14 protein-coding genes are annotated in these 21,484 nt (G+C 72.2%); 6 read left to right on the top strand and 8 right to left on the bottom strand.

The features are described 5' to 3' along the window. Window positions 1-65: 65 nt before the first annotated feature. Window positions 66-1,043 (top strand): enolase C-terminal domain-like protein, encoded by a 978-nt coding sequence (locus tag RUR_RS22150; RefSeq protein ID WP_283137024.1) that lies wholly within the window; start codon window positions 66-68, stop codon window positions 1,041-1,043. Window positions 1,044-1,130: 87 nt separating this feature from the next. Then, window positions 1,131-2,663 (top strand): MFS transporter, encoded by a 1,533-nt coding sequence (locus RUR_RS22145; protein ID WP_283137023.1) that lies wholly within the window; start codon window positions 1,131-1,133, stop codon window positions 2,661-2,663. Window positions 2,664-2,726: 63 nt separating this feature from the next. Here the strand turns inward: RUR_RS22145 and RUR_RS22140 are convergent, their stop codons facing one another. Both RUR_RS22140 and polX read right to left on the bottom strand, forming a co-directional pair. Beyond that, on the bottom strand, window positions 2,727-3,581 hold the full coding sequence (locus tag RUR_RS22140; protein ID WP_283137022.1) for a DUF4429 domain-containing protein: 855 nt from the start codon (window positions 3,579-3,581) through the stop codon (window positions 2,727-2,729). A 150-nt stretch (window positions 3,582-3,731) separates the two neighbouring features. Further along, on the bottom strand, window positions 3,732-5,417 hold the full coding sequence (gene polX, locus RUR_RS22135) for a DNA polymerase/3'-5' exonuclease PolX (RefSeq protein WP_283137021.1): 1,686 nt from the start codon (window positions 5,415-5,417) through the stop codon (window positions 3,732-3,734). Window positions 5,418-5,849: 432 nt separating this feature from the next. Here polX and RUR_RS22130 point away from each other — a divergent pair, with 432 nt between their 5' ends. Continuing rightward, window positions 5,850-7,358: an alpha/beta hydrolase family protein gene (locus RUR_RS22130; RefSeq protein WP_283137020.1), complete on the top strand. Its 1,509-nt coding sequence runs from the start codon at window positions 5,850-5,852 to the stop codon at window positions 7,356-7,358. Window positions 7,359-7,450: 92 nt separating this feature from the next. Continuing rightward, the gene (locus RUR_RS22125) at window positions 7,451-9,181 is read left to right on the top strand and encodes a serine/threonine-protein kinase (RefSeq protein ID WP_283137019.1); all 1,731 of its coding nucleotides are present in this window, start codon (window positions 7,451-7,453) and stop codon (window positions 9,179-9,181) included. Here RUR_RS22125 and RUR_RS22120 read toward each other — a convergent pair. Beyond that, the gene (locus RUR_RS22120; protein WP_283137018.1) at window positions 9,088-10,116 is read right to left on the bottom strand and encodes an alpha/beta hydrolase; all 1,029 of its coding nucleotides are present in this window, start codon (window positions 10,114-10,116) and stop codon (window positions 9,088-9,090) included. The two genes, RUR_RS22125 and RUR_RS22120, sit on opposite strands and share 94 nt — an antisense overlap. 129 nt (window positions 10,117-10,245) lie before the next feature. Between RUR_RS22120 and RUR_RS22115 the strand changes: the two genes are divergently transcribed. Together RUR_RS22115 and RUR_RS22110 are read left to right on the top strand one after the other, a co-directional pair. Further along, window positions 10,246-11,376, top strand: a complete 1,131-nt coding sequence (locus tag RUR_RS22115) for an exonuclease SbcCD subunit D (protein WP_283137017.1) — start codon at window positions 10,246-10,248, stop codon at window positions 11,374-11,376. Next, on the top strand, window positions 11,377-15,117 hold the full coding sequence (locus RUR_RS22110) for an AAA family ATPase (RefSeq protein WP_283137016.1): 3,741 nt from the start codon (window positions 11,377-11,379) through the stop codon (window positions 15,115-15,117). It abuts the gene before it with no gap. Between the two features lie 3 nt (window positions 15,118-15,120). Here the strand turns inward: RUR_RS22110 and RUR_RS22105 are convergent, their stop codons facing one another. The 5 genes from RUR_RS22105 to RUR_RS22085 all read right to left on the bottom strand — a co-directional run bounded on the left by RUR_RS22105 (window position 15,121) and on the right by RUR_RS22085 (window position 21,465). Continuing rightward, window positions 15,121-16,854 carry an ATP-binding SpoIIE family protein phosphatase gene (locus tag RUR_RS22105; RefSeq protein WP_283137015.1) on the bottom strand — a complete coding sequence of 578 codons (1,734 nt, stop codon included), beginning with the start codon at window positions 16,852-16,854 and terminating at the stop codon, window positions 15,121-15,123. Further along, window positions 16,851-18,479, bottom strand: a complete 1,629-nt coding sequence (locus tag RUR_RS22100) for a phytoene desaturase family protein (protein ID WP_283137014.1) — start codon at window positions 18,477-18,479, stop codon at window positions 16,851-16,853. The genes RUR_RS22105 and RUR_RS22100 overlap by 4 nt, the downstream gene beginning before the upstream one ends. A 225-nt stretch (window positions 18,480-18,704) precedes the next feature. Further along, window positions 18,705-19,415, bottom strand: coding sequence for a M50 family metallopeptidase (locus RUR_RS22095; protein ID WP_283137013.1), 711 nt, complete (start codon window positions 19,413-19,415; stop codon window positions 18,705-18,707). Window positions 19,416-19,579: 164 nt separating this feature from the next. Beyond that, on the bottom strand, window positions 19,580-20,272 hold the full coding sequence (locus tag RUR_RS22090; RefSeq protein ID WP_283137012.1) for a response regulator: 693 nt from the start codon (window positions 20,270-20,272) through the stop codon (window positions 19,580-19,582). A 2-nt stretch (window positions 20,273-20,274) separates the two neighbouring features. Continuing rightward, a complete protein-coding gene (locus tag RUR_RS22085) occupies window positions 20,275-21,465 on the bottom strand; it encodes a sensor histidine kinase (RefSeq protein WP_283137011.1) in 1,191 nt (396 codons plus the stop codon). Between the last annotated feature and the right edge of the window lie 19 nt (window positions 21,466-21,484).

Raw genomic sequence — 21,484 nt, 5'->3', positions numbered from 1 at the left:
GTGGTGCCCGGAAAACGATAGAAAGGGGTGTGCCACACGTTCGACAGGTTGATGCGTATCGGGTCGTGCTCCCGCAGGGGCGGCGGCCGGAAAGCGTGCTGATCCGGCTCACCGAGTACGGCGGGATGACCGCCTGGGGGGAGATCCCCGAGCCGGGCGACGCCGAGGAGACCCTCCACCGCATCGAGCGTGACCTCGGGCCCGCCCTGGTCGGCGTGGACTGGGAACATCCCGACGAGCTTGGGGTCCGCCCCGAGTTCGACTTGGCGTGCTGGGATCTGTGGTGCCGGATGACCGGCGTCCCCTTGGCGCACGCACTGGGCGGCAGCCGTACCAACGTCGTCGCGGGGGTCCGCGTCCCCGCCGAGCGTGACCTGGACAGCCTGCTCAGCAGGGTCAACCGCTTCATGTGCGCGGGATACGCCCACATCACCCTCACCATCACCCCCGGGTGGGACCTTGAGCCGCTCCGCGCGGTCCGCCGGCTCTATCCGGCGTTGGCGATCTCCGTCGACGGCCGGCGGGCCTATCGGAACCCGGAGGAGCTGGCGGCACTGGACGGCTACGGGCTCCTCACCGTCGAACGCCCGTTCGCCGGCCTCCAGGAGAGCGCCGAGCTGCAGATCATGGTGGACGCCGCGGTGGCCCCGCACATCGAGGACCTGCCGACCCTGAAGGCGGCGATCGACGCCAAGGCGGGCCGCGCCCTCACCCTGCGGGTCTCCCGCCTCGGCGGCCTCAGCACCGCCCGCCGCGCCTACGACATGGCGGTACGGGCCGGCTGGGACGCCCACTGCGCCCGGGAAGGCGGCACCGGCATCGCCCGCGCCGCCGCCCTCGCCTTGGCGAGCATGCGCGGCTGCACCTTCCCGAGCGATGTGAGCGACGCCCCGCCGCGGCTCGGCAAGGGGGTACGGGCCCTCGCCCCCGACCTCAGCCCGCACGGCGGCGTGGTCGCCGTGCCGCTCACCCAGCCCGGCATCGGCCACACCGTCGACGAGGAGATCGTCCGCCGCCTGGCCAAACAGACCGTTACCGTCTGAAGCCGGAGAAGGCCGGGAGGCGGCGCTTCGACCGGTTTGCGCACCGAGGTTGACCTCTACCTTGCTAGAGCTTCTAGCGTTTACCGCATGACTGATCAAACCTCTGTGAAACGTGCCGGAAGCCGTGAATGGATCGGGTTGGCCGTCCTGGTGCTGCCCACGATGCTGTTGTCGATCGACGTGACGGTGCTGACCCTCGCCGTGCCCTCGTTGAGCGAGGATCTGCAACCCAGCGGTGCCCAGTTGCTCTGGATCAACGACATCTACGGTTTCCTCATCGCCGGCTTTCTGATCACGATGGGGAATCTGGGTGATCGGTACGGGCGGCGCCGGGTGCTGCTGATCGGCGCGGCCGCGTTCGCCGTCGCCTCCGCGCTCGCGGCCTTCGCGTCGAGCGCCGAGCTGCTGATCGTGGCCCGCGCCCTCCTCGGCGTGGCCGGGGCCACGCTGATGCCGTCCACCCTGTCGCTGATCAGCAACATGTTCCACGATCCGGTCCAGCGCACCCGGGCCATCAGCCTGTGGATGTCGGGGTTCACCGGCGGTATGGTGCTCGGCCCGTTCGTCGGCGGCCTCCTCCTTGAGCACTTCTGGTGGGGCGCCGTGTTCCTGATCAACCTGCCGGTGATGGCGATCCTGCTGGTGGCCGGGCCGCTGTTCCTCCCCGAGTACCGCACCCCGGGCTCAGGTCCCGTCGACCTGGCCAGCGTGGCCCTGTCGGTGTCCGCCGCCCTCCTGGTCGTCTACGGGGTCAAGGAGATCGCCGCCGCCGGGGCCGGATGGCCCGCGTTCCTCGCCCTGGCCGCCGGTATCGGGGTCGGGGTGCTGTTCGTCCGGCGCCAGCGCAGGCTTGCGGAGCCGCTGCTCGATCTGAAGCTCTTCGCGGTCCGCCGGTTCAGCGCCGCACTCGGCACGCTGACGCTGGTCATCGTCTCCGGTCCGGCCGTCGGCCTGCTCGCCGGCCAGTACCTTCAGCTGGTGCTCGGCCTCTCGCCGTTCCAAACCGGGCTGGTGGCGCTGGCGCCGGCCGTGGCGGTCCTGCTCGGCTTCACGCTGGCCCCCGCCCTGGCCAAGCGGTGGGGTGCCAGGCGGGTCTCGGCTGCGGGGTTGGTGGTTTCGGCGTTCGGCGTCGTCCTGGTCGGCTCGGTGGGCTCCGGTGGCGACCTGGCGCTGGTGCTCGGAGGTCAGGTGCTGTTCTTCCTGGGCGGAGCCCCGCTGCTGGTGCTCGGCATCGACATGGTGGTCGGGGCCGCGCCGAGGGAGCGCTCCGGTTCCGCCGCGGCGCTGTCGGAGACCGCGCAGGAGTTCGGCGGCGCCCTGGGCCTGGCGATCTTCGGCAGCGTGGCCACCGCCGTCTACCGGATCGGGCTGACCGTGCCGGAGGGGACGCCCGAGCAGCTCGCCGAGGCGGCGCGCGACACCCTCGGCGGGGCGGTCGCGGTGGCCGGTTCCCTGCCCGGGGAGGCCGGGACGACGCTGATCGAAGCTGCCGGGACCGCGTTCACGGACGGGCTGCAGGTGGCGATGTGGGCGACCGCGGCCGTCCTGGTGGCCGCCGCCGCGCTGGCGGCCGTAGCACTCCCCCGGGGGCCGGCGCCGGAGCAGCAGGCCCACGGGTGAAGGCAATCCTCGATCTCGGGTGGAGACCACGTCGGCCGGCATCGTGCCCCGGTCGGCGCGGGTCTACAGGCGACGGAGGACGGCCTGCTTGGCGACGCTGAACTCCTCCTCGGTGAGGATGCCCTCCCGGCGCAGGTCACCGAGCTCGCGGAGCCGGCGCAGCAGGACGTCGTGGTCGTCCTCGGCGGGGGTCTCCGCGGGGGCCGCGATCGCCGCCGGCTCGGGTTCGGGACCTGCGGGGTGGGGGAGGCGGGCGGTGACTGCGGCGGCGAGGAGCGCCGACATCCCGACATCCTTCTGAAAGCCCCACAGGGAAAGACAGTGGGGGTCGTGCGAGGGGGAACCGGACGGCGGGGCGCCGCCGATCCGGAAGCGCAGCAGGCTCGGGGTCCACTCGACACCGGTGAGCTCGCGGAGGGTGAACTCCTGGGATCCGGCGCGCTTCTTGGCGTCCTCGGTGGCCCAGTTCCACTCCAGGCGGACCCGTTCGCCGTCGAAGGTGGCGGTGCCGTCGTACCCGGAGACCGAGACCGGGACGGGCGGGCCCGGCAGCAGGTAGCGGTCGCACGGGCCGGACGGGATCTGGGCGATCAGCAGCGAGTTCCGCACCTCGTCGACGAAGTACTCGGCGACGCCGACGCGGTTGGCATCGACGGTCAGCTGGTACGGGTCGGTCTCGTCGGCGAGTCGTCCGCCGGTGGCCTGAAGCAGGGGATCGGCGCCTACACGGAGACGCAGCCGGACCCGTCCGCCCTTGCGGCCGGGTTCGAGGGCGATCCCGAGGACGGCTTCCAGCGGGACGGGCACTTCCCCGAGGATTTGCCGGAGCTTGTGCACCGCCCGGTCATGGCCCGGGACGATTCGCACGATATCCCCGTCGAACGACCACGTCCCACTCCGTGCGGTGATCTCTGCCATGCCGGAATTCTACGGCGAGATCCCAGGGCCGAGCGGCCTCGGCGGCACCGGGGAGACCGAGCGCGACGCCGAGATCGAACCGCCTGCGGCGCGGGACACCGATGCCCGGCCGCCGGGATCGGCTTCGACCGCTCGGGAGACGCCGGGGTCTCAGGGTTTGAGGAATTCGAGGAGCCGGTCCACCGGCCAGGTGTTGACGACGTCGTCGGCGGTGAGCCAACCGCGCTGGGCGGTCCCGATCCCGTAGGGGATGTTGGCGAGGTGCGGTACGGCGTGCGCGTCGCTGTCGACGGAGAACTTCACGCCGTGGGTGCGCGCCAGCCGTACCAGGTCCGCGGGGAGGTCGTTCCGATCGGGGAAGGAGTCGATCTCCAGCGCGGTGCCGGTGCGGGCGCACGCCTTGAAGACGGCGTCCCAGTCGGCGTCCACCGACGGCCGTTTACCGATCTTGCGCGCCGTGGGGTGGCCGATGACGTGCACATACGGGTTCTCGCAGGCGGTGATGAAGCGCCGGGTCATCTCCTCGCGGGACTGGGTGAAGTGCGAGTGCACGGAGGCGACGCAGACGTCGAATCCGGCGAGGATCTCGGCCGGCCAGTCCACGGTCCCGTCGGCGGCGATGTTGAGCTCGGTGCCGTGCAGCAGCCGCAGGCCGTACCGGCGTTCCAGCGCGGGCAGCTCGGCCCGCTGCGCGAGCGCCTTCTCCAGGGTCATCCGCTGCATGGCCAGGTTGGGCGCGTGGTCGGTGACCGCGTAGTACTCGTATCCCCGGGCCGCGGCGGCGGCGACCATCTCCGCCAGGGTCGCGACGCCGTCGGTGAGGTCGGTGTGGGTGTGCAGGTCGCCGCGGAGGTCGCCGGCCTGCACGAGCACGGGCAGCTCACCCCGGCGGGCGGCCTCGATCTCCCCGGTGTCCTCGCGCAGCGGCGGGGGGATCCACGGCAGGCCGAGCGCGTGGTAGACCTCCTCCTCGGTCGCGGCGGCGACACGGAGATCCCCCTCGAACAGGCCGTACTCGGAGAGTTTGCGCCCTTGCCGTACCGCGATCTCCCGGATGTGGACGTTGTGCTCCTTGGAGCCGGTGAAGTAGATCAGCGCGGCGCCGAACGACTCCTCGGGCACCACCCGCACGTCGACCTGGAGGCCGTGCTCGACCCGGATCGAGGTCTTGGCCGGGCCGCTCGCGACCACCTCGACGACGTACGGCAGCCGCCGGACGGCCTCCATCAGCGCGAGGGGGTCGTCGGCCGTGGCGAGGACGTCGACGTCGCCGATGGTGTCCTTGCACCGCCGCAGCGAGCCCGCGTACTCCATCCGCCGGGTGAGGGGGGCCAGATCGCGCATGACCTGCTTCGCGATCCCCATCGCGACCCCGGCGTGCACCCGTGTCTGGGTGAGCTGCTCGACGCCGCGCAGGATGTTCGCCTCGGTCTTGGCGCCGAATCCGCGCACGCCCGCCAGCCTGCCCTGCTCGATCGCGGCCACCAGGGCCTCGGGGGAGTCGATGCCGAGGTCCTGGAAGAGCATCATCGCCTTCTTGGGACCGAGCGTGGGGATCTTGGTGAGCCGCCGCACCCCCTCGGGCACCTCGCCGCGGAGTCGCTCCAGCTGATGGAAGGTCCCCGTCCGGAGAAACTCCTCCACCTTGCCGGTGATCGCCGACCCCACCCCCGGGATGCGCCGGATGTCGGTCTCGCGGAGGTCGTCCGGGAAACCGGCGATCGACTTGGCGGCCTTCTGATAGCTGCGTACGCGGAACGCGTCGCCTCCGGTGAGCGCGAACAGGCTCGCGTACTCATCCAGAAGCGCCGCCATCTCGTCATTGGCCCTCGCCATGGGCCAAGCCTACGGCGAAGGGGCGACATTTTCCCCTTCACCGGAGGTTCCGGCCCGAGCTCCGGCGGGAGCCGGGCGGACGGTGGCCCGCCGCGGCCTGTACCGGCGCGTCGGCTCCCCAAGTGAGCGGATGGATGTGATTGAGATGACTAGAGAGGGAGAAAACGGTTATGTCATTCTTTGCGAATAATGTTCACTTGCTCGGGTCTGGAGGTCCCGATTTTCGGCCAGACTTTCGTATCACTGTGGTGAGCTGCGGACACGCGGGACGGCGACAGGGGCTCCGGGAAGTTCGGCGGCCTCAGACTTGTCTGACTTGATAACGGGTTGCACACTCAGGGAGGTCGCCCGGCGACCGTGTGGCAGGTGTGTTCTACAGTGATGATCAGATAAGGGTAGGAACGGACGAGCGAGGATATACGGGACAAAGGTATGCGCGCTGGTCGTAGCACAGTGGGAGCGGCCGCCGGGTTGGTGCTGGTGAGCCTGGCGGCGTCCGGCAGCCTGCTGTCCCCGCCGTCCTACGATCCACGCCCGGTCGCGGCCCACCAGATCTATCACGGGCTCCCCGCGCAGCCGGCGGGCGAGGGCACCGCGGTCCGCGCGGACCTCCCGATCCGCAGCGAAGAGGTGCGCGTGTCGGTCCGCGGCGGTATCGGCCTGCCGGCCACCGTGGTCTCGCCGGCGACGCCGGGCCGGTACCCCGCCCTGGTCTTCGTCCAGGGTTCGGGCCGGGCGGACCGGGGGGAGTTCGTCACCCAGGCCCGGCATCTCGCCGCGAGCGGCGTCGTCACCCTCGTCTACGACAAGCGCAGCGAAGGCTACTCGTTCCGGAACCGGGACTTCGGCCTCCTCGCCGACGACGCGCTCGCCGCCGTACAGGTGCTCCGGGCCAGGCCCGACGTCGATCCGGCCAGGACCGGGCTGTGGGGGGTGAGCGAGGGCACGTGGGTGGTGCCCGTCGCCGCGGCCAAGAGCCGGGACGTGGGCTTCACCGTGATGGTCTCGGCGCCCAACGTCACCCCGCTCCGCCAGGTCGCCTGGGCGCTCAACCGGCAACTGGACCGCCTGCACGCCCCGTCGGGCGTCTACAACCTGCTCGACAAGGGGATGGGAGCGGTCGGCCTGGGCTTCCTCCACTACGACAGCACCCCGTGGCTGCGGCGGATCAAGCAGCCGGTGCTCGCCCTCTACGGCACCGACGACCCCTCGATCCCCTTCGTCGAGAGCACCAGGGTCCTGGAGAACTCGCTCCGCCAGGCCGGGAACGAGAACTACACGATCAGGTTCTTTCCCGGCGCCGACCACGCGATGCGCATCAACGGCGGCGAATTCACCCCGCGCTACCTGGGCACGCTCGCCGGGTGGATCCGCGGCCTGCCCGATACCGCCCGGCCGGCGGCGGGGGAGCAGATCGCCGGAGCCACCCCGGTGCAGCGCTACGCGGTCGCCGACGTGCCGGTCGCGCCCTGGTACGCGGGCGGGGCCGTGCTCGGGCTCGCGCTCTGCATGGCGGGGATCGGCTACGTCGCGGGTCCCGTCGCCGCGGTCGTCACCCGGCTCCGGAACCACGACATGCTGATCCCGGTCGAGACGGGGCAGCAGCGCTGGAACACGATCCGTCCGCGCCTGGGCCGCCTCACCATGACGGTGTTCGGGCTGCTCGCCGCGGTCACGGCGCTCTTCACCATGCTGGTGCTGTTCGCGGTCAACCAGGCGGGGGCCTGGCCCGCGGTCCTGGCCGGCTGGCTGGTCGTCCGCACGCTCGCCGTCCTGCTCCTCCTCCAGCAGGTGACGACCGTCGCGGAGATCGTGCGCAACGTGCGGGACGGGTGGCATCCCACCAGGTGGCAGCGGCTCACCGTGGTCGGGATCACCGGGGGCGCCGGTCTGCTGCTCTTCGCCGCCGCCTATTACGGACTCTTCGCGATCCCTTGGTGACCCGGACCGCGGCGTCTAAACCAGCGCCGTATCTGTGAAACGATTCTTTACGTTTACCAGTGTCCGCCGGGTCGGGAGATATGTCCGAGTCCATGAAACGCCTGATCGCGAACCGTTATGAACTTATCGAACCGGTCGGGCAGGGCGCGATGGGAACCGTGTGGCGCGCCCGGGACGAGCTTCTCGACCGGATCGTCGCCGTCAAGGAGGTCAGGCTCCGGCCGGACTTCAGCGACGAGGAGCGCGCCGACTTCAGCCTCCGGATGATGCGGGAGGCGCGGGCGGCCGGACGGCTCACCCATCCCGGGGTCGTGGTCGTGCACGACGTCGTCGAGGAGGACGGGCGTCCCTGGATCGTCATGCAGTACGTCCCCTCCCGCTCCCTAGGCCAGGTCGTCCGGGAGGACGGTCCGCTCGCCCCCGAGAAGGTCGCCGACATCGGCCTGCAGGTGCTGACCGCGCTCGGCTCGGCGCACGACGCCGGCGTCATGCACCGGGACGTGAAACCGGAGAACGTGCTGCTGGCCGAGGACGGACGGGTCGTCCTCACCGACTTCGGCATCGCCACGATCGCCGAGGAGAACCCGATGACCCGCACGGGTCTGCTGCTCGGCACCCCGTCCTACATCGCGCCGGAGCGCGCGGGCGGGGCGTCGGCGAAGCCCGCGTCGGACCTGTGGTCGCTCGGCGCCACCCTCTACACCGCGGTGGAGGGACGCCCGCCGTTCGACCGGGGCGCCCCGCTGGCCACGATCACCGCGGTGATGCGAGACGACCCGGAGGAGACCGTCCTGGCGGGTCCGCTCGCCCCGGTCCTGGCGGGGCTGCTCCGCAAGGACCCGGCGGAGCGGCTCGGCGCCGAGCGGACGGCGGAGATGCTCCGTGAGGTCGTCGACGCGGCGAAGCCGCGCCCCGGGTTCCGGCCGCGCCTCCCCTCCGCCCTCGGCCGGCTTCGCCCGGAGCCGCGCGAGCCCGCCGCCGTCCCCGTTCCGCCGCCGGTCCCGGCGCCGGACGCGGGTCCCCCCGTGGTGGCCACCGGGGCGCATCTGGAATCTCCCCCCGCCCGGCTGCCGTGGTCGGAGGGGGAGCCGGAGCCGGAGGAACCGGGCCGGGAGCGGGTCGTCCGGGGCAGAACGCTCCTGCTGATCGTCCCGGTGGCGCTCGTCGTGGCGCTCGTGGCCGGGTGGCTCGGCGTCCGGGAGGCCGACGACGGGGAGCCGGTACGGCCTCCGGGGGCGGCCTCGCCGTCCGCCGGGCCGGAGACCCCGGCGGGCAAGGATCCCCCCGAGGGAAAGACGACCCCCGACGGGGAGACCTCCGGCCCCGATCCGGCCGAGCCGACCGGCACCCCCTCGGTGTCACCCACGCCTTCGACCGGCGGGGTGCCCGAAGGCTGGCGGGTCCACCGGGATCCGACCGGTTTCAGCGTCGCCGTCCCGAAGGACTGGCGGGTGATCCGGCGGGCCGGCACCGCCGTCTACATCCAGCCGCCGGACGGAGGTTCGCTTCTGCTCATCGACCAGACGACCACCCCCAAGTCCGATCCGGTGAAGGACTGGAAGGCTCAGGAGAAGGCGCGCAAGCGCACCTGGCCCGGGTACAAGCGGGTGCGGATCGCCGCCGTGGACGACTACTTCAAGACCGCCGCGGACTGGGAGTTCACCTACGACGGGCGGGGCGGCCGGCTGCATGTGGTGAACCGGGGCTTCGTCACCGGGAAGAAGCGCGGCTACGCCATATTCTGGCGGACCAAGCACTCCCGGTGGGCTGAGGACCTGCGGCTCTTCGACTCGTTCACCGCCACCTTCCAGCCGGCCAAGTAGGCGGAGAGCCAGCGGTCCATCTCGGCGAAGACCCGGCTCCGCACCGGTTCGGGGGAGAGGATCAGGTCGTGGATGCCGTCGTCGAAGCGGACGCAGGTCACGTGGTCGCCGAGAGCCGGTGCCCAGCGGGCCATGTGCTCGGGGTTGAGGACCAGGTCGGCCTGGTGGGCCTGGACGGTGAACCGGTGCAGGCGCATCGCCTTGCGCGCGGCCAGGACCAGGATCGGCACGTCGATCGCGAGCCCGGCCTGGAGCCGGAGCTGGGCCCGCCGGATCGCCGCCAGCCAGGTCGCGTGGACGGGGAAGCCGCCCATCGGCTTCCACGCCAGGTTGTAGTCCCACTCCCCGTGGTGGTCGCGGTGCAGGCTGCCGCCGTACACCCGGGAGTACTCCAGGGGAAGTCTGGCCCGCAGCGGCAGGCGTGCCAGCACGCCGGTGAGCGCGCTGGTGGTGTGCCGGATGGGTGCGGGCACGTTGAGGTCGAGGAACGGGCTGTTGAGCACCATCGCGTCGATCAGTCCGCGTCCGCGCACCCGGTCGGCCCAGAGGGAGGCGATCAGCCCGCCGGTGGAGTGCGCGTTGATCAGCAACCGCCCGTGGCCGTCGGCCTCGCGGATGATGCGCACGGCCTCGTCGATCTCGGTGAAGTACTCCGTCACACTGCTCACCAGGCCCGGCGTCTGGTGGGGCCGGAGGGAGCGGCCGTACTTGCGCAGGTCGAGGGCGTAGAAGTCGAAGCCCGCGTCGACGAAGAAGTCGGCCAGGTGTCGCTGGAAGAAGTAGTCGGTGAAGCCGTGCAGGTAGAGGACGGCTTGGCCGCCGTGGTTCGCCGCACGCCGCCGTACGAGCGTGGCGACCACCTCGCCCTCCGCGTCGTGACCGAGAGGCAGGATTGTGGATTCGTACTCGGGGCCCAAAATGTCCGGCTCGCTCATGGCTCCAGAGTACGAGCGATCAGGACACAGTCCAGAGGACGGGTGATCAGGTCACAGTCCGGTGAACACGGCGGGCTCCCCGGCGTGTGCGCCAGCCGTTGTCGGTGGTGGTTGTTACCTTCCTTCGCCATGCGTGTCCTGCACACCTCCGACTGGCATCTGGGACGTTCCTTCCATCGGGAGAGCCTCCTCGGTGCCCAGGCGGCCTTCGTCGATCACCTGATCGAGACGGTCGTGTCGGAGCGGGTGGACGTCGTCGTGGTCGCCGGTGACGTCTACGACCGCGCGCTCCCGCCGGTCGACGCGGTGGCGCTGTGCAACGAGGCGCTGCGGCGGCTCACGGACGCCCGGGTGCGGACCGTGCTGATCAGCGGTAACCACGACTCGGCGCAGCGGCTGGGGTTCGGCGCCGATCTCATCGACGCGGCCGGAGTTCACCTGCGCACCTCCCCGGCGCAGGTGGGTGCTCCGGTGCTCGTCGGGGACCTCGCCGTCTACCCGATCCCCTACCTCGAACCCGACCTGGTCAAGGGGCCGTGGGAGCTGGAGCGCCGCGGCCACGCGCAAGCCCTCGGGCACGCCATGGACCTGATCCGGCGCGATCTGGCGCGGCGGCGGCCCGCCAAGTCGCTGGTGCTCGCGCACGCCTTCGTCACCGGTGGGCAGGGGAGCGAGAGCGAGCGGGACATCAGCGTCGGCGGTGTCGCGCACGTCCCGATGTCGGTGTTCGACAGTGTCGACTATGTGGCGCTCGGGCATCTGCACGGCCGCCAGCGCATGTCGGACCGGGTCCGGTACTCCGGCTCGCCGATCGCCTACTCCTTCTCCGAGATCGGCCAGCGCAAAGGCTCCTGGCTGGTGGACCTGGACGGCACCGAGCCCGCCGCCGAGTTCGCGGACGCCCCCGTGCCGCGCCCGATCGGCCGCCTGACCGGGCGGCTGGACGACCTGCTGACCGGTCCGGAGCACGCGGCCTGGGAGAACCACTGGCTCCAGGTGACGCTGACGGATCCGGTACGGCCGAAGGCCGCCATGGACCGCCTGAAGACGCGTTTCCCGCACACCCTGGCGCTCTCCTTCGCCCCCGAGGGCGGGCGGGAGGGGACGGGCTCGTGGACCGAGCGGCTCAAAGGCAGGTCGGACGTGGAGGTGGCGATGGACTTCGTCCGCGAGGTGCGCGGTGAGGAGGCCGACGCCGAGGAGGCGAAGCTGATCCGGGAGGCCTTCGAGGCGTCGCGGATCCGTGGGGCGGGGGTCTAGATGCGGCTGCACAGCCTGCGGCTCACCGCCTTCGGCTCCTTCGCGGGCACCGAGCGGATCGACTTCGCCCCGCTGAGCGAGTCGGGTCTCTTCCTCATCCACGGCCCCACCGGGGCGGGCAAGACCAGCGTCCTGGACGCGGTGTGCTTCGCCCTTTACGGGCAGGTGCCGGGGTTGCGGGAGCGCCGGGCCAAGGTGCTGCACAGCCATCACGCCCCACCGGATCGCGCCCCCGAGGTGCTCCTGGACGTGTCGATCCGGGGCCGGCGGTTCCGGCTGCGGCGATCCCCGGCGTGGATCCGGCCCAAGCACCGGGGTTCGGGCACGGTGGAGGAGAAACCCAAGGTCGTGGTGGAGGAGCTCGTCGGCGAGGAGTGGACGGCGCGGACCACCCGGATGGACGAGGCCGGGCATCTCATGGGTGACCTGCTCGGCATGAACGTCGACCAGTTCGCCCAGGTCGCGATGTTGCCCCAAGGGGACTTCGCCCGCTTTCTGCGGGCCGGCGCGGAGGAGCGGCGCGAGGTGCTGCAGCGCCTCTTCTCCACCCGGGTCTTCACCGACGTGGAGGCCTGGCTCGCCGACCGGCGTACCCGGACCCACCGGGTGGCCAAGGAGCTGCGCGAAGCCGTCGACCGGGTCGTCGAACGCGTCGCCGAGGTGGCCGGGGTGGACGCCTGCGCCGACGCCGACGCCCTTCCCTGGGCGGACGGGCTGCGCGAGAACGCCGTGCTCGTCCTGGAGGCCGCATCCCGGGCGGCGGAGACCGGCGAGGCCGAGACGGGCGCGGCGCGGGCGGCCGTCGAGTGGGGCCGGATCCGTGCGGACCGGCGACGACGCCACACGGAGGCGGTGCTGCGGGAGCGGAGCCTGGCGGATCGGGCGGCGGAGCGCGCGGACCGGCGTGCCGCCCTGGACGCCGCCGTCCGCGCCGACCGGGTCCTGCCGTTGATCCGGGCGCTGGAGCAGCGGAACGCCGCGGCGGAGAAGGCGGCGACGCTCGCCGCCGACGCGGCGGCCCGGGCCCTGCCGCTGCTGACCGGCGAGGCGTCCTCGTTCGAGGCTCGGGAGCGGGCGCACCGCGACGAGATCGCCGGACTTCAGCGGCTCGGCGGGCAGGCCACGCGGTTGGCGGGCGCGGCGGAGGAGCTGCGTAAGCTCCAGGGGGAGCTGCTCGGTCTCGCCGGGAGGGAGGAGGAGCTCGGGCGGCGGCTGGCGGAGCTGCCCGGCCTCCGCGCCGGCACCGGAGCGGAATTGGACGAGGTCCGGATCGAGGCCGCCCGCGTCGGCGAGACCCGGCTCGCCGTGGATCGCGCCGAGCAGGACAGGAAGGCGGCCCTGCGTCGGGCCGAGACGGCCGGGGCCTTGGCCGCCGCGGAGGCGGAGCGGGATGCGGCGTCGCTCGCCGCCCGGCCGGTCCACGGGGAGGACGACGTCGGCCCCGATCGCCTGACGGAGCTGCAGCGGTTCCGTCTCGATGAGACGGCCGCCCTCCAGCAGCTGCTGCGGGACGAGGTGCCACGCCTGCGGGAGATCCGCGCCGAGCTGGACTCGCTGAGCCGGGAACTCGCCGGACTGGACGAACGCGAGGCGGAGAACGCCACCCTCCTGGCCGAGGTGCCGGGGCGCGTCGCCGAGCTCGGGGTACGGCTGACGCGGGCTCGCCAGGCGGCGTCGGCGCTGCCCGGCGCGGAGTCCGCCGCCCAGACCGCCCAGGCCGTCCTGGAGGCGGTGGGCCGCCGGGACTCTCTCGCCGCCGAGCTGGCGTCGGCGCGGGAGGCGGCCCGGGCCGCCGTCGACGCCGACCAGCTCACCCGGGAGGAACTCCTGACGATCAGGCAGGCCCGGATCGACGGGATGGCGGCCGAGCTGGCCGCGGCACTCGTCGCCGGGCAGCCCTGCGCGGTGTGCGGATCGCCTGAGCATCCCGCCCCCGCGGTCGCGGGCGCGCTCCCTTCCGGTCCGGACGAGGAGCGGCTCGCCGAGGAGGCCGCCGAATCCGCGTCGCGGTTCCGCCGGGAGGCCGCAGACGTCGTGGCCGACCTCACCGCCCGCCACGCCGAAGCGGCCGCGTCGGCGGACGGGCTCTCGGGCCCGGAGGCGGTGGCCCGGCTGGAGCGGGCGCGGGCCGTACTCGCCGAGCTCGGTCCGGAGGCGGACGCCGTACCCCTGTTGGCGGAGCAGGCCGAGCGGGCCGAAGCCGAGCTGGAATCCGCGCGGAACGTCCGCCGGGAGATCGAGGAGCAACTGGCCGGGGTACGGGCCCGGCTGGACGGGCGGGCGGCGGAGCGCACCCGGATCCAGGCACGGACGGACACCGCGCGGGGCGCCGACGCGAGCTTGGAAGACCGGATCGACCGGCTCACCGGTGAGGCGGGGATCCTCGCCGAGGCCGTGGCGGCGATCGGGCGGGCCGAATCGGCCGCCCGCGACCACGCGACGGCGGGGCGGGAGGTCCCCGAGGGTCTCACCCCGGCGGAGGCGGAACGGCGGTGCGCCGCCGCACGTGCGGAGCACGCCCGGGTCGCCGGGTGCGCCGAGCGGGCCGTGACCCTGGCCGCCGCGGCCGAACGGCTCGACCGCGAGCTGGAGGAGGCCCGCGCGGAGGATCGCGCGGTCCGGGAGGCGCTGGTGGCCGGTGCGGCCCGCAGGTCCGGGCTGACCGAGCAGGCGGATCGGCTGCGGGCCGAGCTCGACGCGGCGCGGGGCGACGATCCGAGTGTGGAGGCGCGGCTGCGCCGGCTGACCGCCGAGGCGGTCCTGCTGGGGGAGGCGGCGGAAGCGGGGCGTACCGCTGAGACGGAGGCGCGGGAGCGTGCGGCGGCCGAGGTCCTGGCGGCCCAGGCCGCGGTGGACGCCGGCTTTCCCGGGGTGGCCGCGGTCCGCGAGGCGGTCCTGGACGAGGACGTCCGGGCCGAGTACGTCCGGCTGCTGCGGGCCGACGACGACGAGGAGGCGGCGGTCCGGGAGCTGCTGGCCGACCCGGAACTGGTCGCCGCCGCGGCGCTGCCGGAACCCGACCTGCCCGCGCTGGAGGCGGCGCTGCTCGCGGCCGAGACCGCGAGTGGCGCGGCGTCGTCCGCCCGTGACCTGGCGCGCGGGCGCGGCGAGCGGCTGGACGGGCTGCGGGACGAGCTGGCCGAGCGGATCGCCGACCACGAACCGGCCGACCGAAGACACCGGGTGGCCGAACGGATCGCCGCCTTGGCGGGCGGGGCCTCCGCCGACAACCGGCTGCGGATGAGACTGTCGGCCTACGTGCTGGCCGCCCGGCTGGAGCAGGTCGTCGCCGCGGCCAACGAACGCCTCGACCGGATGACCTCGGGCCGGTACGCGCTGCTCTACACCGCCGAGGCCGCCACCGGGGAGCGCCGGGCCGGCGCGGTCGGCGGCTTGGGGCTCCGGGTGGTCGACTCCTGGACGGGGTCCGACCGCGATCCGGTGACGTTGTCGGGCGGCGAGTCGTTCGTCACCTCGCTCGCCCTGGCGCTGGGCCTGGCCGACGTTGTGGCGGCGGAGGCGGGCGGCGCGGAGATCGGGACGCTCTTCGTGGACGAGGGGTTCGGCACCCTGGACGAGGACACCCTCGACGACGTGCTCGACGTGCTGGACGGCCTGCGGGACGGCGGTCGGGCGGTCGGGATCGTCAGCCACGTGGCCGAACTGCGCGGCCGCATCCCGGCGCAGCTGAGGGTGGCCAAAGGCCGTACCGGCTCCACGTTGACCGTGACCGGGGTGTAGCCGCTAGCCCTTGCGGGGGTCGTCGCCGGGGAACCGGGTGGGGAGGTGCTGCTCGCACCAGACGGTCTTCCCGGTGGGGGTGCGCCGGGAGCCCCACCGGTAGCCGAGCCCGTTGATGAGCTGGAGCCCGCGGCCCGAGGCGTCCTCGGGACCGGGTCTGCGGATGGCGGGCGTCGCGGGGGAGCGGTCGGCCACCTCGAAGTAGAGGGTTTTGCCGCGGAGCATCCGGAAGTGGATCGGCCCGGACCCGTGCAGGATCGCGTTGGTCACCAGTTCGCTGACGAGCAGCTCGGTGGTGTCGGCGAGGGCGTCCAGCCGCCAGGCGGCGAGGGTCTCGCGCGCGTGGACGCGGGCCTGCCGGGCGGCCCGCCGGTCGACCGGCAACTCCCAGGCGGCGAACTCGTCGCCGGAGAGCGGGACCACCCGGGCGAGCAGCAGGGCGATGTCGTCGCGGTCGTGGCCCCGGCGCTGCGAGCTGATCGCGTGGTCGCAGATGTCCTCCAGGTCGCGCCCCGGGGTGGAGAGCACCTCCCGGAGCGCGGCGATCCCGGCGTCGATGTCGCGTTCCCGGCTCTCGACGAGACCGTCGGTGCACAGTGCCAGGACCGCTCCCTCGGGCAGCGTGAGCACCGTCGTCTCGAACGGGTCGCGTCCGATGCCGAGGGGGAGGCCGGGCGGGAGCCTGAGGACGTCGGATCCGCCGTCGGGGCGGAGCAGGATCGGCGGCACATGCCCGGCGTTGGCCAGCGAGCAGACCTGGGTGACCGGGTCGTACACGGCGTAGACGCAGGTCGCGATCTGGGTGGCGTCCATGTCCTGGGTCATCCGGTTGAGCCGGAACAGGACCTCGGCGGGGGTGAGGTCGAGGCTGGCGAGGGTGCGCAGCGCCGTACGGAGCTGTCCCATGGTCGCCGCCGCGCGGGTGCCGTGCCCCATGACGTCGCCGACGACCAGTCCGGCGCGGCAGCCGGGGAGGGGGATCACGTCGAACCAGTCGCCGCCGACCCCGGTCAGATCGCTCGCCGGGAGGTACCGTGAGGCGATCTCCAGCCCGAGTGGGGTGGGGAGGCCGGAGGGCAGCAGGCTGCTCTGCAGGGTGAGGGCGGTGCTGCGCTCCCGGTGGTAGAGCCGGGCGTTGTCGATGCAGATCGCGGTTCTGGCGGCGAGCTCCTCGCCGAGGGCGACGTCGTCGGCGTCGAACGGTCGCGCGCCGGGTTTGCGGGTGAAGACGACGAAGCCCAGGACCCGGCCGCGCGCCTTCAACGGCACGATGAGGACGGAGTTGTGCTCCAGCAGCCGCCCGATGACCTCGCGCTTCCAGGCGATCGCGATCTCCTCGGCGACGCTGGTCTCCATCGAGGTGTACAGGACGGGCCTGCCGGTTGCCATGCAGTGCGCGTACGGCGTCCACGCCGGGTAGACGGTGACCTCGTCGATCGGGAACGCCGCCGCCCAGTCGTCGGGGTTGACGTCGGCCACCCCCACCGCGATGCGGCGGACCGTCGCCGATCCGTCGGTGCTCCGCACCGGGAACTCGTCGTCGGTGACGATCCGGTCCTGGACGAGGATGCCGCCGGCGTCGGCGAAGCCGGGGACCGCGACCTGCATGAGGTCGCGGCCGGTCTGGCCGATGTCGAGGGAACTGCCGATGCGTTTGCCCGCCTCGATGAGGAGGGCGAGCCGTTCGTGGGTCACGTCGGGTCGTGCCGGGTCCTTGATGACGAATCTGGGGTTCACTCGCCCGTATCGCTCCATTCCGGTGCGGGCACCGGCGTCCACCAGGGGGTGATGTCCAGGTCCGCGGCGATGGCGTTCGCCGCGTTGTAGCCGGGTGCCGCGGAGACCGAGCCACCGGGGTGGCTGCTCGCCCCGCACAGGTAGAGCCCCGCGACCGGGGTGCGGTACTGGCCCATCTCCGGGACCGGCCGGTTCCCGCCGAGCTGCTGCGGTTCGTAGGCCCCCACGTGGTGGCTGCCGCGGACCATGTTGATGCAGTGCCGCTCGATGTCCAGGGGGGTGAACAGGCGGCTGCCGAGCACGGTGCGCGCCTCGGCGAGGTTGGGGGCGTAGCGCGACCACTCGGCGCGGATCCGCTCGACGATCTCCGTCCGCCGCTCGTCCCAGTTCGCCGGGTCCCCGCCGAGGTCGTACGGCGCCCACGGCCACCAGAAGGCGACGTGCTTGCCGGCCGGGGCATAGGAGGGGTCGAAGAGCGTCGGGCAGGCGCCGTTCCCGGCGAGCCGGTCGGGCAGGAGACCTTGGTGGATCTGGTCGAAGCTACGGAGCAGGCCCTCGCTGTCGTCGGCTCCGAGCACGACGAGGAAGGCCCGGTCGACGTCCGCGTCGTACTCGGCCGCGGTGTAGCGGGGTGCCTCGTCCAGGGCGAGGTGGAGGGTGACCAGGCTGTGGGCCGTCCACTTGTAGGCCTCGACCTTGGCGACGAGCCCGGCGTCGAAGTTGGCCGGGCCGGCGAGGCGGACGGTCTGCGGCGCGTCCACCCCGCTCGCCACGAAGAGGTCGGCCGTGAGCCGCTCGCCGTCGGCCAGCTCCACGCCGCAGGCGCGTCCCTCGTCCACCAGGATCCGGCTGACGTGCCGCCCGGTGATCACGGTGCCGCCGTTCTCCCGGACGACGCTCTCCAACGCCCTGGCGACGTTGGCGGCACCGCCGACGGGCAGGCCGAGCCGGGCCAGCCGGGAGAGCAGCCGGGGGAAGAAGCCGCCGGTGCCGGGAACGTTCTCGATCGAGATGGCGTGCAGGAACGCCTTGAACAGGACGCGGGCCTGCTCGCTTTCGAAGTGCCGGTCGACCGCCTGGTAGAGCGTCATCGGCATGTAGCCGAGCAGTTCCGCGCCGAGCGCGCCCTTGAGCCGCTGCGCGAGCTCGGGCGGCGGGAGCGGCCGGGAGTACAGGAATCCGTTGACCAGGTCCCGGGCGACCTCGGCGTAGGTGTGGTACAGGTCGAGCCAGGTGGCCGCGTCGGCTTTGGAGAACCGGGCGAAGGACTCCGCGGTGCGCTTGGGGTCCCGGTGGACGGTGATGGCGCGGCCGTCCTGGAAGACCGTGGCGTGCTGGACCTCGGGGTAGATGTACCGCAGGCCGTGCCGCCGCAGTTCGAGGTCGGCGGGCACGGGGCCCTCTTCCAGGAAGTGGTAGTTGCTGTGGGTGTTGTGCTTGAACCCGGGGAGCGTGATCTCTTCGGTGGAGCATCCCCCGCCGGCCACGGCGTTGCGGTCCACCACGGCGACGGAGAGCCCGGCTTTGGCGAGGTAGGCCGCACAGGTGAGCCCGTTGTGGCCGCCCCCCACGATGATGCCGTCGAAGCCGGTCACGGTGTCCTCCTGTTGTGTTTGCCGGGGCACGGCACGAACAGGCCGCGTGAAGACCTCTGCAGACCTGTTTACGGATGCGCAGGGATCATCGTAAAGAACGTCCTAACTCATGTCTTGTCGATGTCGCTTATTGCATGAAAAATGTCGTATATCCCTTATAGGGGTTTATAGGTGGAAAGGATGTGGATTTCTGGAGCTAATCGGATTAACGACCCGTACGATCAAACGACACGGCAATTCGGTCGGCGATCTTGGTCATGGATACACGAGCCAGTATCCGCCGACCGCCAGCGCCGCGACCGCGATCAGCAGGAAGAGCGCGACCCAGAGCAGGGCGGGGACGCCGGTGAGCCGGGCCAGCTGCTCGGCGTCGGAGTTGGGCGCCTGCCGCCTGCTCCGCTTGCTCCACAGCTCCGTGATCGGCCGGACCCCGCCGAACAGCAGGAACCACACCGCGAGATAGGCGGCGGCCCCCTGCGCGTCCATCGGCGCGAACCAGGAGACGGCGAAGAGCGCCCCTCCGGTGGCCAGGATGGAGACCACGCCGAAGAAGTTGCGGATCATGACGAGCATCCCGGCGAGCAGGACGATCATGATCCAGAGCAGCACGGTGATCCGGCTGGAGGAGATCAGCCACGCCCCGCCGAAGCCGAGCAGGGAGGGGGCGACGTACCCCGCGGCGGCGGTGAGGATCATCCCGAGGCCCCGGGGCCTGCCCCTGGTCAACGTCACCCCGGAGGTGTCGGAGTGCAGCCTGATCCCCTCAAGCCTGCGTCCGGTGAGCAGGGCGACCAGGGCGTGCCCGCCCTCGTGGGCGATGGTCACCACCCCCCGGGAGGCGTGCCAGCCGGGGCGGTAGACCACGACGGCCAAGGCGGCGATCCCGGTCACGACGACGATCCACAGAGGTGGTTCCGGCTGGAGGCCGATCACGTTCTTCCACAAGGTGCCGAGTGAAGTGTCCACATCCCGCCTTAACTCAACGCGCCGAGCTCGACCCCGTGCCACCGACGTCGGCCAACCACCACCGTATGGTCAAAAAGCGTCGCCTGACAGGCGGTGCATGAGACGTCCCTCGATCGTCACATTCACCACGTCGTCGCGGGCGTACGGCGGACCGGTCCCGGCCGTCAGCACCCGGAGTCGGCGCGGTCGCCCAGGCGGCGGCCCTCCCGCCCCACCAGGCCGTTGAGATGGGCGTAGACCACGGCGTGCACCCGGTCGCGCAGGCCCAGCTTGGCCAGGATGCGGGAGACGTGCGTCTTGACGGTCTCCTCGCCCACGTACAGCGCGGCGGCGATCTCGGCGTTGCTCCGCGCCTCGGCCAGCTGCAGCAGCACCTCGTGTTCCCGGGAGGTCAGCCGCCCCAGCTCCGGCGGGGCCGCAGGCGGTGCGATCCCGGCGGCGAACCGCGCCACCAGGCGCCGGGTCACCGAGGGGTCGATCAACGCGTCCCCGCGGGCCGCGATCCGGATCGCGCCCGTCATCTCCTCCGGCGGCAGGCTCTTCAGCAGAAAGCCGCTCGCCCCGGCCCGCAGCGCCCGGTAGATGTACTCGTCGCTGTCGTAGGTGGTGAGCACCAGCACCTTGGTGACGTTCCCCGGCGCCGACAGGATCGTCTCGGTCGCGGCCAGCCCGTCCAGCCTCGGCATCCGCACGTCCAGGACCGCCACATCGGGCCGGAGCCGCAGCGTCTCGGCCACGGCCTGGTGCCCGTCGGCCACGTCGGCGACGCACTCCAGGTCGGGCTGGGTGCCGAGCACCGCGCGCAAGCCGGAGCGGAACAGCGCGTGGTCGTCGGCGAGCAGCACACGCAGTTTCACGGTCACCTCCACGATTCGGGCAGGCATGACGAGTCCACCGGAAAGCTCACCCGCAGCCGCCAGCTCTTCTCGTCCGGTCGCACCCCGTAGGTGAGCCGGCCGCCGAACAGCGCGGCCCGCTGCCTGATGCCGTTCAAGCCGCGGCGGGTGCCCTGCGGCTCCCGTCGGCGGGCCGGGGCCAGCTCGTTGACGATGGTGAGGATCACCTCGTCCCGGCGGTACTCGACCTCGACGTCGATGTCGTCGCCGCCCCCATGCCGCAGGGCGTTGGTCAACCCCTCCTGCGCGATCCGATAGACCGCGACGTCGAGCGAGCCGGGTAGCGGGGTGGGCGGGCCGTGCACGGTCACCGTGACCGCCAGTCCCAGGCTCCGAACCCCCTCGACCAGCTCCTCCAGGTTGCCGAGGCCCGGCTGGCGGTTCCCCCGGACGGTCTCCTCACCGTGCAGGAGGTCAAGCATCCGGCGCAGGTCGGCCATGGCCGCGCGGCTGCCCGACTCGATCGCCAGCATCGACCGGTGCACGACGTCGTCGCCCGCGGAGTCCAGACCAAGCCGGGCCGCGCCCGCGTGTACGCCGATCGCGCTCACATGGTGGGAGATCGTGTCGTGCAGGTCCCGCGCGATCGCACTGCGGTCCTCGGTGACGGCTCGCTGGACCGCGGTCTGCTCGTCCAGGAGCCGCCGCTCCTCCCGCCGCTCCAGTTCGGAGATGTAGGCCCGCCGCGCGGTGGTGTACCTCCCGACGAGCCAGGGCAGCAGGGCGAGGGAGATGATTTCGATCGCGACCATGGGGAGGGCTTGGACGCGCGTGCCCACGGCCAGCTGCGCTCCGAGCACCCCGGCCGCCAGCGCCCCCAGCGCCGTTAGGGCCGGGATCGGCGGCAGCCACGCCCCCGCGCGGTACCCGGCCACCAGAAGCCCTGTCTTGGCGGATTCCCACCACGGGCCGTCGCACACCACCGGGACCAGGACCCAGGAGAAGGCGTGCAGTACGGCGACGACGCCCGAGGTCCTGGGTGGCCCGGCCAACGCCAGGTCGGATCCGACGATGAGACCGAGCACGAGCAGGAACCGCCACGCCTCCAAGGGCGGCCGGTCCGGGACGAAGAGGAAAAACCCGACGTCCGCCACTGCGGCGACGATCGCGACGAGGATGGACTGGCTGGTCAGGGACCGGCGGGTATCAAGCAAGGCACGCACTCTCCGCAGG

It is taken from the genome of Rhizohabitans arisaemae (genome assembly GCF_025996515.1).
Classification (GTDB): domain Bacteria; phylum Actinomycetota; class Actinomycetes; order Streptosporangiales; family Streptosporangiaceae; genus Rhizohabitans; species Rhizohabitans arisaemae.
This window is presented reverse-complemented; position numbering and strand designations above follow the sequence as displayed.